This is a genomic window from Variovorax boronicumulans NBRC 103145 (assembly GCF_001591345.1).
Classification (GTDB): domain Bacteria; phylum Pseudomonadota; class Gammaproteobacteria; order Burkholderiales; family Burkholderiaceae_C; genus Variovorax; species Variovorax boronicumulans.
This window is the reverse complement of record NZ_BCUS01000036.1, coordinates 41,079-53,084: the sequence shown is the minus strand read 5'-3', so window position 1 is coordinate 53,084 and position 12,006 is coordinate 41,079. Positions and strand designations below refer to the sequence as shown.

The window sequence follows — 12,006 nt, the reverse complement described above, 5'->3', positions numbered from 1 at the left end:
GGCTGGCCGCGGCCTCGCCCGCCGCGGCGGCCACCTGCACCTGGCTGCGCGGCATGGTCGCGCGCTTCGAACTCGACACCCTCCGCAACGCACTGGCAGAAGATGCAGACACTCCCCTCGCCCGGTCATGAATCCGAACGCCCCGTCGTGCTGGTGGTGGACGACGCCCCCAGCAGCCTGGGCATGCTGTGCGACACGCTCGAGGCCAGCGGCTACACCGTGCTGGTGGCGGCCGACGGCGAGGCCGCGCTGCAGCGGCTCGAACTGGTGGTGCCCGACGCGATCCTGCTCGACGGCCTCATGCCCGGCCTCTCGGGCTTCGAGACCTGCCGGCGCATCAAGGCCAACGCAGCGCTGGCGCACATTCCGGTGCTGTTCATGACGGGCCTGTCGGAAACCGCGCACGTGGTCGAGGGCTTCGAGTGCGGCGGCGTCGACTACGTGGTGAAGCCGATCCGCGCGCAGGAGGTGCTGGCGCGGCTGCACACCCACACGCGCAACGCCCGCATCACGCGCATGGCGCGCGACGCGGTCGACGTGGCGGGCATGGGCGTGGTGTTCGTCGACACGCGCGGGCGCATCGCCTGGCGCTCGCCGCAGGCCGCGCTGTGGCTGCATGCGCTCGAAGACCCGGTGGCGCCGGGGCGCCTGCCCGCGTCGGTGGAGCCTGCGCTGGCGCCGGGTGCGTCGATCGCCATCGGCACCGCCACGGGCATGCGCCTGTCGGTGCGCAACCTGGGCGCGGCGGCGCTGGGCGAGACCATGCTGCTGTTCGCCATCCAGCGTGAAGGCCCTGCCGCGCGCCTGGCCGACGCGGCCCTCACGCCGCGCGAGACCGAGGTGCTGTCGTGGCTCGCCAAGGGCAAGACCAACCGCGACATCGGCGAGATCCTGGGCACCAGCCCGCGCACGGTGAACAAGCACCTGGAGCACATCTTCGAGAAGCTGGGGGTGGAGACCCGCGCGGCGGCGGCGGCACTGGCGAGCGGCATGTAAACCCCCACGGGGTAACCGCCCCTGCGGCACTGGGCTATCGCCCCAAAGGCGCCGGTTGCGCTCAGAATGCGAAAGCCACAGGAGAGAGACATGCTTTCAAGCCTGCTGACCTTCCCGCCCCGCGAGAGCGCCTACCGGCGCAAGTTCCTGAACAACACGGACGAGAACCTCTTCATGGGGTCGTTCGAGAGCTTCGAGGCGGCCGAGGCCGGCGCACCGCCCACCAAGGCCGTCGGCTACGCCAACGCCGACGCGGGCGAGCTCTACAGCCCGCAGATCTATTTCTACGACTATCCCGGCCTCTTCTGGCTGGGCCGCTCCATCGATGCGGGCCTGACGCGCGTGTTCGACCTGGGCGGGCACGTCGGCATCAAGTACTACGCCTTCCGGCGCGTGCTGAGCTACCCCGACACCCTGCGCTGGACGGTCTGCGACGTGCCCGGCGTGGTCGAGAGCGGCCGCGCGATGGCCGTCAAGCGCGAAGCGACCGGGCAGCTCGGCTTCACCACCGACTACCGCGACGCGAGCGGCTGCGACGTGCTGTACGTGTCGGGCAGCCTGCAGTACCTGCCGATGCGCATGGACGCGATTCTTTCCGCGCTCGCCGTGAAGCCCCGGCGCATCGTCATGAACACCACGGCCGTGCACCCCGAGCGCACGATCTACACGCTTAACAGCATCGGCGTGGCCGTGTGCGCCTACCGCATCCAGCACCACGACGAACTGCTGGCCGACCTGGCACGCTCCGGTTACCGCAAGCGCGACGTGTGGCGCAACGAGGGCAAGCCGATCGAAGTGCCCTTCGTCGATGGCGGCGACAAGCCTTACTACGCGGGCTGCTGCTTCGACCTGATCGCCTGATTCGACCTCGTCGCCTTGCGGGTGCCGCCCTATCGCACCTCGTAGTCTTCCATCGGCTTGTCGCTGGGGTTGGCCCAGGCGGCCCTGGTCAGGGCGCTGGCCGGCAGTCCCACCTTCGCGCCGTGCGGCGCAATGGGCTGCATGAACCACTTGTCGTAGATCCGCGCGGCGTCCCCGCTCCTTGCCAACGCCAGGACGCTTTGATCGACCAGCTTCTTGAACGCGGCATCGCCCTTGGGAATCATGATCGCGATCGGCTCGACGCTGAGCACCTGGTCGAGCAACCGGTACTGCGCCGGCTCCTTGCTCCTGGAAATCAAGGTGGCAAGGATCTGCCCGTCGGCGACGAAGCCCTCTGCGCGGCCCGATTCGAGCAGCAGGAACCCTTCGCTGTTGTCCTTGGCGTACACCTGCGCGATCTCAGGGGCGTTGTCGCGCTTGAGTTTTCTCAGCAGCTGGACGGAGGTGCTCCCCGTCGTGACGGCCACCGCCTTGCCGGCGAGCTGGGCCGCAGAAGCAACGCCGGATGTCGCCTTGACCGCGATGCGAACCCCCTCGACATAGAGCGTCGGGGCGAACGCGACGTCTTTCTGGCGCGCCGCATTGTTGGTCGTGGTGCCGCACTCGATGTCGACCGTTCCGTTCTGCACGAGCGGCATGCGGTTCTGCGGCGTGACGAGCTGGTACTTCACGTGGATCTTGCCGATCTGCAACGCCTTCCCGATGTCGGCAATGACGCGTTCGCAGACCTCGACGTGAAAGCCCGTGTAGCTGCCGGGCCCCAGCGTGAAGGACATGGCGCCCGAGGCGTCGCGCACGCCCATGGTGATGGCGCCGGACTCCCTGATCTTCTTCAGCACGTCGGTTTGGGCGGATGCACGCCCGGCGCACAGCAGGAGCGCCGCGGCCGTTGCGGCCGCCAGAAGGCAGTGGGTTGTTTTCACGTCGGCGCTTTCAGACGGCGAACAGCGAATCCAGGTCCGCAAAGGACTTCAGCTCGATGGCGTTGCCCGACGGGTCGAGAAAGAACATCGTCGCCTGTTCGCCGGGCTCGCCCTTGAACCGGATGTAGGGCTCGATCACGAATTTCGTCTGGCGTGCGATGAGCTTGTCGGCCATTGCCTGCCACAGGTCCATCGGCAGCACGGCGCCGAAGTGACGCACAGGCACGTCATGGCCGTCCACGGCGCTGTGCGTCTTGTGGCCGCATTCGTCGGGCGCCAGGTGCGCCACGATCTGGTGGCCGTGGAAGTTGAAGTCGACCCACTCGGTCGAACTGCGGCCTTCGGGACATTCGAGCAACTCGCCGTAGAAGGCGCGCGCCTCGGCGATGTCGCGCACGGGAAAGGCCAGGTGGAACGGGATGCGTGCAGTGGGGGTGCTCATGGGGTTCATCGATCAAGGAGTTCAGGGTGAGCAAACTCTAAGCAGCGGGCCACATAACCGAAAACGATATATTTCATCGCTGAGCACCACCCATTTCGATGAATCCCGAATGATCACCGAGCTTCGAACCTTCATCGCCGTGTGTCGCCACGGCACATTCGCCGCGGCGGGAGAGCGCATCGGCCTCACGCAATCGGCCGTCAGCAGCCAGATCAAGCGGCTCGAGGAATCCCTGGGGTTCCCGCTTTTCGACCGCACAGGCCGCTCTGCCACCTTGAATGCGGCGGGCGAGACCACGCTGGGACGGGCGGAAGAAATCTGCGGCCTCTACGCCAAGCTCGGCGAGCTGCCCGACGACGCTGCGAATGCCGGGCTGCTGCGCATCGGCGCCATTGCGTCCGCGCAGCCGACACTGGTGGCGCGGGCGCTCGAAAAATTGCGCGCCGGCTTCCCCCTGCTGCGCGTGCACATCTCGCCCGGCGTGTCGATGCGGCTGATGGACGACCTGGACGCCGGCAGCATCGATGCGGCCGTGATCATCCGGCCGCCTTTCGGCATTCTTCCCGAGCTGACCTGGCAGACCCTGGTGCGCGAGCCCTATGTGCTCATTGCCCCCGCGAGCGTGCCGGGCAGGAACTGGCGCACGCTGCTGCAGGAACAGCCGTTCCTGCGCTACGACCGCGCATCGTTCGGCGGGCGCATGGTCGAACGATTCCTCCAGCGCGAAGGCCTCGTGGTCAACGACGCCATCGAGGTCGACGAAATCTCCGGGCTCATCCACCTGGCCTCCAAGGGCCTGGGCGTTGCGCTCGTGCCGTGGGTCGAGGCCCACTTGCCGCTGCCGCCGGGCGTGCGCATGCTGTCCCTCGGCGAGGCCACGTTCCATCGCGAGATCGGCCTCCTGCAGCGCAAGCCACGCGCCAGCCCGCCCCTCGTCGCGCAATTTGCGCAGTGTCTGCGGGACGCGGCCGAACCCGCGAAGGCGGGGCGAAAGAAAGCCTTGACGACCTCAAAAAAGATATTAGAGTGATATCACTTTCAACAGGAGGCCTTCATGCACGAGCAGACCCCGTCCATCCCTCGCCCTGTCCGCAGGGAGCGGCCGTACCGGTCCGTCAACGGATACGGCATCGTCGCCGTGGCGCTGCTGATCCTTGCGGTCGGCGCCTGGGTTCTCGTGCGGCGGATGATGCCGCTGCCCCTGAGCATCTTGCTGATCGTCGTCGGCGTCTCGCTGCTGCCGGGCCTGTACATGCTCAAGCCCAACGAGGGCATCATCCTCACGCTCTTCGGCAAGTACCAGGGCACCGACCGCACCGAGGGCCTGCGCTGGACCAACCCGTTCCAGGCCGGCCAGAAAATTTCGCTGCGCGCGCGCAACCTGAACACGCCGCCGCTGAAGGTGAACGACAAGCGCGGCAACCCGGTGGAGATCGGCGCGGCCGTGGTCTGGCGCGTGCACGACACGGCGCAGGCCGTGTTCGAGATCGACGACTACAACAAGTTCGTCGCCATCCAGTCCGAAGCCGCCATCCGCCACCTGGCCACGCTCTACGCCTACGACAGCGGCGACGACCTGCAAAGCGACGAGGTCACGCTGCGCGCCGGCCTGGACGTGGTGGCCGACGCCCTCAAGGCCGAGCTGAACCAGCGCTTTGCCAGCGCCGGCGTCGAGGTGCTCGACGCCAAGCTCACCCACCTGGCCTACGCGCCCGAAATCGCCCAGGTGATGCTGCGGCGCCAACAGGCCGTGGCCATCGTGAGCGCGCGGCACCAGATCGTGGCGGGCGCGGTGGGCATGGTCGAGGCCGCCCTCAAGGGGCTGTCGGAGCGCAACCTCGTCGTGCTCGACGACGAGCGCAAGGCCTCGATGGTGTCGAACCTGCTGGTGGTACTGTGCTCGGACCGCGAAACCCAGCCCGTGGTCAACACGGGCACGCTCTACACCTGATGCATCCACGGCCCCCGCTCACCGCCGCCACGTCGTTGTTCCCTGATGGCCAGTCCCGGTAAGAAGTCCTACCCGCTGCGCATCGATCCGGCCCTGTGGGCCGAGATCGAGCGGCTGGCGGCCCAGGAGCTGCGCAGCGCGAACGCGCAGGTCGAGTTCCTGCTGCGCGAAGGGCTGGCGAAGCGGGGGCGCCTGCCGGCGGCGGCTGCGCCCGCCAAGGACGCGGACCCGCCCAAGCCCTCGCGCTAGTAGTAACCCCGAATTTCCTGAAGGCCGATTGACAGCCTCGGCCCCTACGATGGCACGGCACGATCTTCAGGAGACACACGCCGTGACAGCCTTCGCCTTCCCCCGTTCCGCCCTGACCCGCCGCGCCGCCCTGGCGCTGGCCGCCTCCTTCGCGCTCGCCGGTTGCGTCAGCACACCACCCGCCGCCACAGGCGACATCCACGTCATGACCTCCGGCGGCTTCACCGCCGCCTACAACGAGCTGCGCCCCGGCTTCGAGCGCAGCACCGGCCGCATCGTGAAGACGGCGTACGGCGCGTCGATGGGCAACGCCAGCGATTCGATTCCCAGCCGCCTCGGCCGCAACGAGCCCGCCGACGTGGTGATCCTGGCGCGCCCCGCGCTCGATGCGCTGGTGGCGCAGGGCAAGGTGGTGGCGGGCAGCCAGGTCGACCTGGTGCGTTCGTCGATCGGCTTCGCGGTGCGCAAGGGCGCGCCCAAGCCCGACATCGGCACGGTCGATGCGCTCAAGCGCACGCTGCTCGCGGCGCCGTCGATCGCCTACTCGGCGAGCGCGAGCGGCACCTACTACGAGACCGAGCTGCTCAAGACGCTGGGCATCGAGGACCAGGTGAAGCCCAAGAGCAAGCGCATCCTCAGCGAGCGCGTGGGCACGGTGGTGGCGCGCGGCGACGCGGCCCTCGGCCTGCAGCAGGTGAGCGAGCTGCTGCCCATCGAGGGCATCGACTACATCGGCCCGCTGCCCGCCGAAGTGCAGCGCGTGACGGTGTTCTCGGCCGGCGTGGCCACGGCCTCCAAGCAGCCCGAGGCGGCGCGCCAGCTGATCCGCTACCTCAACGCGCCGGCCGCGGCGCCGACGATCGCGAAGACGGGGCTGGAACCCCTGTCGGCACGCTGATCCGGCGCCCCACGGCCCGTAAACTGGCGCCCTTCATCCCCTCCTTCCGCCTTCCCGACGAACGGACGCCATGACCACATCGCCCTCTTCCGCCCTCGTGACCGCCTTCGCGCCCAGCGGCACGCTGCGCGCCTCGATCAACCTCGGCAATCCGATCCTGGCCAACAAGGACGCCACCACGGGCGAACCGGTCGGCGTGTCGATCGACCTGGCCCGCGAGTTCGCGCGGCGCCTTGGCGTGGGCATCGAGCTGGTGGTGTTCGAGAAGGCCGCGGCCTCGGTGGACGCGGTGAAGAACGAGAAGGCCGACATCGGTTTCTTCGCGGTCGATCCGGCGCGCAGCGAAGGGCTGCGCTTCACGGCGCCTTACGTGCTGATCGAAGGCAGCTACCTCGTGCCCGAATCTTCTGCGCTGACCGACAACGCGCAGGTCGATGCCCAAGGCCACCGCATCTCGGTCGGCTCTGGGAGCGCCTACGACCTGTTCCTCACGCGCGAGATCAAGGCGGCGGAGATCGTGCGCCTCCAGGGCGCGGGGCCTGCGCTCGCTGCACTGCGTGCGGGCGAGGTCGAGGTGGCGGCGGGCATCCGCCAGCTGCTCGAAAGCGAGGCGGCCCGTGCACCTGGGGTGCGCGTGCTGCCGGGGCGCTTCATGGTGATCCAGCAGGCGATGGGGACGCCGGCCAGTCGGGGGGCCGAGGCGCAGGCGCTGCTTGCGGCCTTCGTCGAAGAGATGAAGGCTTCGGGCTTCGTGGCCGATGCGTTGAAGCGCCATCGCATCGAAGGCGCGATCGTTGCGCCGTAACTAGGCGCTCTTGTTCAGGGCGCGTGCACAGGCCACCGGGTACTTCCCTCCGCGAATGTCCCCCGGCCTTCGGCCTCCTCCTTGATTTCGCTGCGGGAAGCACCCAGTGTCCTGCGCACGATGGGCGCTGTCGTGGTGCCGGCCTCTCAAAGCTTGTGCGCTTCCACCGGTCCCTGCGAATAGAACAGGAAGTAGCCCGTCTGGGTTTTGAAGCCGTTCTTCTGCCAACCGGGCGGCACCTTGAAGATGCCGAGCTGGTCGCTCGAGATGCCGACGAAGGACGTGTTCTCCGTGTCGGTGGTGATGCGGCTCCAGCGCTCGCGCGTCACCGGCTGCATCTGCATCTTGGGCTCGCTCCATTCGGGCGTGCGCACCTTGTCGCGCATGATGTAGCGGTCGCCGTCGCGCTCGATCTTGACGACCTCCTTGAGCACGCCGTTACGTTCGACGGCGTAGACGCCGACCAGCTCGGTCTCGGGCCCGCCGCGTGCGCCGCAGGCCGAAAGCAGCGAGACGCAGGCCACTGCCAGCAAAGAGTTCAGAAGTGTTTTCATGAGATTCGAATGGGGTGACGCATGCGCCGCCAGGCACGCCCAGCGGCACATGCGAGATTCACGAAAGAAGGCTCAACAACTCAACGCTTCTGGTTCTCGCGCAGCGTCAGGTTGCCCTGGAAGCGCAGCGCGTGCGGGTACTCTTCCTTGCCGCCCGCCTCCACCGCCGCCATCTTCTGCTGGCTCTGCTGCGTCTTGGCGAGCAGCGGCGCCGGCAGGTTGAGCACACCCTTGATCTGGTCGTACTGCGCCTGCGTGATGCGCCCCACGCCCAGCAGGCGGAAGGCATCGCGCTCGATGTTCAGCAGCAGCGGCTTGTTGCCCGCGAAGTTCTGCACCTTAGCCAGCAGGTTGCTCCACGAGGGCGCGCTGTAGTTGCTCACGTAGTAGTCCTGCCCCGTCGGCCCGGCCAGCACCGCGGTGCAGCCCGGCAGCTCGACCTGCGTGGCGTTGTTCGACATCACGAAGGTCTCGCGCTTTTCCATCGCGTCGCCGTACGCCAGCGTGACGGGAATGGTCCACGTCGAGGCCGGGAACTGGTTCTGGTTGGGGAACGACTCCTGCGTGATGTTCACGTAGGTGCGGTTGCCGGCGCACTGTGCGTCCACGGTGAGCAGCGGCACGCCGGTCTGGCGGATGAGGCTGTCGCCGATGTCGCTGACCTTCTTGTTGGTGGCCTTTTCCAGCGAGGTCCACAAGCGCGTGGGCGTGACGTTGCCGTACGCATAGTCCTTCAGGTAGATCTGCAGGCCCTTCTGCATCGCCTCTTCGCCGATGTAGTTCTGGATCGTCTCCAGCACGTGGCTGCCCTTGTTGTAGACGAAGATCGACGGACTGATGAAGCCGAACGAACCCGCGTCGTTCAGGTTGCGCTGCACCGGCACGGCCGACGGCTTCAGGTCGGCCACGATCACGTTGTGCTTGTCGAGCACGTAGTCGGAGAAGCTGTAGTACTCGGGGTGGAACTTGATCGTGGTGCGTCGTTCGAACCAGCGCGCGAACGACTCGTTGAGCCACACGTTGTCCCACCAGTCGAGCGTGACGAGGTCGCCGAACCACTGGTGCGCCACCTCGTGCGTGACCACGGTCACCGAGTACAGCGTGGGCTTGTCGCCGGGCTTGGTGAGCACCGCATCGGCAAACTCGAAGATCGCACCCCAGTTCTCCATGCCGCCGAAGCCGGTGTTGGGTTTGTTGTCGTAGCTGTCGTTGGCGGCCACGGTGTCGAACTTCTTGAAAGGCAGCGAGATGCCGGTGTACTTGTAGTAGTAGTCCATCGACACCTTGGTCCACTCCATCGCGAACTTGGCCCAGTCGGAGCGGCCCGGCGGCGTGAACCAGCGCAGCGCCATGTCGCTGCCATCGAGCGGGTTCTTGAAGGTGTCGGCCAGGATGTCGAACTTGCCGCCGCCGAAGAAGGCCAGGTACATCGGCATCGAAGGCGTCTTCTCGAAGGCCACGCGCTGGTAGCCGTCGGGCAGTTTCACGGCCTCGGTCTGCGCGCCGTTGGACACGGTCTTCCAGTCGCCCGGCACCTCGGCCGAGATCTCGAAGGTGTGGCGGAAGGCCGGCTCGTCCCAGCCCGGGAACCACTGGCGCGCGAAGTTGGTTTCGCCCTGCGTCACGATGGCGTCGCTGCTCACGCCCTCGGGCGTCGAGAGCCCCACCTTGAAGATGCCCGACGCGGCCGAGCACAGCGGGTTCTTCGCCATCACTTCCGGCGTGCAGTACTCGGCATCGGAGAACTGGATCTTGCCGTCCCACTCCATGTGCAGCAGGTACTTGCCCTTGGCGATCTGGCCGTCGTTCAGCCGCAGCTGCACGAAGTCGCCGCGCGTCTGCGGCGTGGGAATCAGCGGGATCACCTCGCCCGGCTTGGACACCTTGCGCAGCGTGGTGCGCCCGCGCGCAAAGTTGAGGTCGTGCGCGGCGACGACGATGGCGTCGACCGGCTTGAGCACGTCGATCTCCACGTCGGCGCGGCCCACGAAAGTCTTGAGCGCCGCATCGGGGCGGAACCACAGCTTGTAGTTCACGGGCCAGACCGTGTCGGGCAGTTCCATCGGCCGGGCCGAACGATCGACCGCGGCCACTGCCGATTCGGGTGCGGCGGGCACGCCGTCGTCGGGTGTCTTCTTGGTGGTGTCGCCGCTGTCGGCCGCGGGCGCGTTGGCCAGCGACGGCGCGTTCAGGCCGGAGCCGCCGAAGGATGCGCCACCGCCGCTGTCTCCGCCGCCGCCGCAGGCCGTCAACGCGGCAAGGGTCACGGCCGTGAGGGCCAGGCAATGAACGACAGGTGTATTCAGTGATTTCATGATCGCCTCTGGGTACTCTTGGTAAGGAACATGCGCCGCACCGCAGGCACCGGCGGATAGCCGGCGATGCGCGTGACGCGCGCGGGATGAGTGGAACGACAGATCAACAGGAAATGCGGGCAGCACAGCGCCCTCCCGGCGAACAACCAGTTCGTCAGGAACGCAGGCTCAGGCCGAACCGCACCGCAGGTGCTGCGGAGGTCCCAGGATGCGCGGGGCGAGCGGCGCCATTCCCGTCAGGACGCGGGGTGTGGGGGGAGCGTGTGAACGCGGTGGGGTGTCGCGGGCCGGGCTCAGTGCCCGTGCATCGACGCGATGCGTTCACCCGTCAGGTGAACGGCCGGGGCCATGGCGAAAGCGATGGCGACGGCAAGACTGGCTGCGGCTCTTGTGGTTGATTTCACGCGCATTCCCTCGTCCGTTGAAGTGCACGCAGTTGTAGCTGATCGATGCAATGAGCTCAACGATCCGCGGAACTTTTCTCTCTCCAATTGTTCGCGCGCGATAGGCCGAATGGCGTCATGGCACGCGACGCGTGCCATGCGATACGAAGATGGTTCTGCGACCGAAACACCTGCTCACGCAGATGACAAAGACACGGGGCCTTCACTGTGACGAAGCGGCCACAGTACGAAGGTTCAAGCCGCGGCGAAGGCTACGAAAGCTGTGAACCAGAGACTGCAGCGGTGCGTTGCGCACGCTCGCGCCACCACAGCAGAAAGCCGCATGCGAACACGACGACCTGCGTGCCGATGAGCAGTGCAAAGCCCGCGAAGAAACCCGCCGCCGACGAGGCCGCCGTCACCGCCGTGCTCGCCGCGCCCGAGCCATGCGACACCGCGCTGATCACGCCGCCCATCAGCGCCGGCATGAAGCCCGCCACGAGGCTGCCCACGCCGTTGGTCACGCCGAAGGCACTGGCCGTGTGCTCGGGCCGCGAGCAGTGCTGCACGGTGCTTGGAATGGCGGGGCTTTGCAGGCCCCAGAAGAAGTTCGCCGCCACGAGGCAGGTCGCGGCCATGTACGGGTCACGCGCATTGATCGCCAGCAGCACCGACAGTGCCACGCCCGCGCTCGCGCCCATGAAGATGAAGGGCACGCGGTCGCGCCCGAGCTTGTCGATGAGCACGCCGCCCGTGAACACCGCGAGCACCGTCGCGTACTGCGGCAGCGAGGCGATCCAGCCCATCTCGCGCAGCGAGAAGCCGCGCGCCTCGCGCAGGTAGGTCGGCAGCCAGTTGCTGCTGCCCCAGAGGTAGGCCAGCGCCGCCGAGGTCAGCAGCGTGATGAGGAACAGGTGCCGCGTGTGCAACGCGCCCTTCACGATGCCCGCCACGCGCGACATCGCATCGCCCAGCGACGAAGGCTTGATGCCGTCGCCGTGCCCTGCGGGCATGCGCACGAAGGCCAGCACCAGCGGAATGCCCAGCACGATGTTGAGCACGCCCAGCACGTGGAACGAGCTGTCCCATTCGAACTGCGTGAGCAGGTAGCCCACCAGCGGATAGCCCACCGCCAGGCCCAGGCCCGTGCCCATGTTCACCAGCGCATTGGGCTTGCCGTTCTCGTCGCTCTTGAAGTGCGCCTTGATGTACGACGAAGCCAGCGAGAACAGCGGCCCCTCCGACACGCCCAGCAGCACGCGCGAGGCCAGCAGCAGGCCGTAGCTGTTGAACATGGGCGAGGCCCAGGTCACCACGCCCCACAGCACGAGGCCGTAGATCAGGCTGCGCCGCACGCCGAACAGCGCCGAGCAGAACGGCGTGAGCACGAAGGCCGAGATGCCGTAGCCCAGCATGAAGGCCGTGGCCAGCAGGCCCTGGCTCACGCGGTCGGAGGCGTCGAGGGCCACGTGCTTCAGGAAGGCCGCATCGGTGATCAGCACCGCGATGTTGATGCGGTCGACGTAGGAGATCGCGACGATCACGAACAGGGTGACGACCCCGTACCAGCGCATGGCCTTGGATGACATGGGATTCTTCTCAGGTGGG

General features: G+C 67.3%; 12 protein-coding genes. 7 read left to right on the top strand and 5 right to left on the bottom strand.

The window, feature by feature from the left end:
• The first annotated feature begins 102 nt into the window (after positions 1–102).
• Entirely contained in the window at positions 103–996 is an 894-nt protein-coding gene (locus tag VBO01S_RS12965; protein ID WP_062474629.1) for a response regulator transcription factor, read from the top strand.
• 90 nt (positions 997–1,086) lie between these two features.
• Entirely contained in the window at positions 1,087–1,857 is a 771-nt protein-coding gene (locus VBO01S_RS12960; protein ID WP_062474627.1) for a TIGR04325 family methyltransferase, read from the top strand.
• Between the two features lie 29 nt (positions 1,858–1,886).
• Here VBO01S_RS12960 and VBO01S_RS12955 read toward each other — a convergent pair whose 3' ends face one another.
• Together VBO01S_RS12955 and VBO01S_RS12950 are read right to left on the bottom strand one after the other, a co-directional pair.
• On the bottom strand, positions 1,887–2,801 hold the full coding sequence (locus tag VBO01S_RS12955) for an amino acid ABC transporter substrate-binding protein (RefSeq protein WP_062474625.1): 915 nt from the start codon (positions 2,799–2,801) through the stop codon (positions 1,887–1,889).
• Positions 2,802–2,811: 10 nt separating this feature from the next.
• On the bottom strand, positions 2,812–3,243 hold the full coding sequence (locus VBO01S_RS12950) for a VOC family protein (RefSeq protein WP_062474623.1): 432 nt from the start codon (positions 3,241–3,243) through the stop codon (positions 2,812–2,814).
• Positions 3,244–3,352: 109 nt separating this feature from the next.
• Between VBO01S_RS12950 and VBO01S_RS12945 the strand changes: the two genes are divergently transcribed.
• The 5 genes from VBO01S_RS12945 (at position 3,353) to VBO01S_RS12925 (ending at position 7,146) form a co-directional block, all read left to right on the top strand.
• Positions 3,353–4,273: a LysR family transcriptional regulator gene (locus VBO01S_RS12945; RefSeq protein WP_062474621.1), complete on the top strand. Its 921-nt coding sequence runs from the start codon at positions 3,353–3,355 to the stop codon at positions 4,271–4,273.
• A 24-nt stretch (positions 4,274–4,297) separates the two neighbouring features.
• Positions 4,298–5,194: an SPFH domain-containing protein gene (locus tag VBO01S_RS12940; protein WP_062474619.1), complete on the top strand. Its 897-nt coding sequence runs from the start codon at positions 4,298–4,300 to the stop codon at positions 5,192–5,194.
• 45 nt (positions 5,195–5,239) lie between these two features.
• A complete protein-coding gene (locus VBO01S_RS12935; protein ID WP_062474617.1) occupies positions 5,240–5,443 on the top strand; it encodes a type II toxin-antitoxin system antitoxin in 204 nt (67 codons plus the stop codon).
• Positions 5,444–5,492: 49 nt separating this feature from the next.
• Positions 5,493–6,341, top strand: a complete 849-nt coding sequence (locus tag VBO01S_RS12930; RefSeq protein ID WP_062474616.1) for a substrate-binding domain-containing protein — start codon at positions 5,493–5,495, stop codon at positions 6,339–6,341.
• A gap of 70 nt (positions 6,342–6,411) precedes the next feature.
• Positions 6,412–7,146, top strand: coding sequence for a transporter substrate-binding domain-containing protein (locus VBO01S_RS12925; RefSeq protein WP_062474614.1), 735 nt, complete (start codon positions 6,412–6,414; stop codon positions 7,144–7,146).
• A 146-nt stretch (positions 7,147–7,292) separates the two neighbouring features.
• Here the strand turns inward: VBO01S_RS12925 and VBO01S_RS12920 are convergent, their stop codons facing one another.
• From VBO01S_RS12920 to VBO01S_RS12910, 3 genes are all read right to left on the bottom strand, one after another.
• Positions 7,293–7,700 carry a lipoprotein gene (locus VBO01S_RS12920; RefSeq protein WP_062474612.1) on the bottom strand — a complete coding sequence of 136 codons (408 nt, stop codon included), beginning with the start codon at positions 7,698–7,700 and terminating at the stop codon, positions 7,293–7,295.
• A gap of 80 nt (positions 7,701–7,780) precedes the next feature.
• Entirely contained in the window at positions 7,781–10,015 is a 2,235-nt protein-coding gene (locus tag VBO01S_RS12915; protein WP_062474608.1) for a M1 family metallopeptidase, read from the bottom strand.
• A 655-nt stretch (positions 10,016–10,670) separates the two neighbouring features.
• The gene (locus tag VBO01S_RS12910) at positions 10,671–11,987 is read right to left on the bottom strand and encodes an MFS transporter (protein WP_062474607.1); all 1,317 of its coding nucleotides are present in this window, start codon (positions 11,985–11,987) and stop codon (positions 10,671–10,673) included.
• Between the last annotated feature and the right edge of the window lie 19 nt (positions 11,988–12,006).

Bases quoted from the DNA above. Each gene is read 5' to 3' on its own strand.
- VBO01S_RS12965 (WP_062474629.1), top strand. From the start codon at position 103: ATGCAGACACTCCCCTCGCCCGGTCATGAATCCGAACGCCCCGTCGTG.
- VBO01S_RS12960 (WP_062474627.1), top strand. From the start codon at position 1,087: ATGCTTTCAAGCCTGCTGACCTTCCCGCCCCGCGAGAGCGCCTACCGG.
- VBO01S_RS12950 (WP_062474623.1), bottom strand. From the start codon at position 3,243: ATGAGCACCCCCACTGCACGCATCCCGTTCCACCTGGCCTTTCCCGTG.
- VBO01S_RS12945 (WP_062474621.1), top strand. From the start codon at position 3,353: ATGATCACCGAGCTTCGAACCTTCATCGCCGTGTGTCGCCACGGCACA.
- VBO01S_RS12940 (WP_062474619.1), top strand. From the start codon at position 4,298: ATGCACGAGCAGACCCCGTCCATCCCTCGCCCTGTCCGCAGGGAGCGG.
- VBO01S_RS12935 (WP_062474617.1), top strand. From the start codon at position 5,240: ATGGCCAGTCCCGGTAAGAAGTCCTACCCGCTGCGCATCGATCCGGCC.
- VBO01S_RS12930 (WP_062474616.1), top strand. From the start codon at position 5,493: ATGGCACGGCACGATCTTCAGGAGACACACGCCGTGACAGCCTTCGCC.
- VBO01S_RS12925 (WP_062474614.1), top strand. From the start codon at position 6,412: ATGACCACATCGCCCTCTTCCGCCCTCGTGACCGCCTTCGCGCCCAGC.
- VBO01S_RS12920 (WP_062474612.1), bottom strand. From the start codon at position 7,700: ATGAAAACACTTCTGAACTCTTTGCTGGCAGTGGCCTGCGTCTCGCTG.
- VBO01S_RS12915 (WP_062474608.1), bottom strand. From the start codon at position 10,015: ATGAAATCACTGAATACACCTGTCGTTCATTGCCTGGCCCTCACGGCC.
- VBO01S_RS12910 (WP_062474607.1), bottom strand. From the start codon at position 11,987: ATGTCATCCAAGGCCATGCGCTGGTACGGGGTCGTCACCCTGTTCGTG.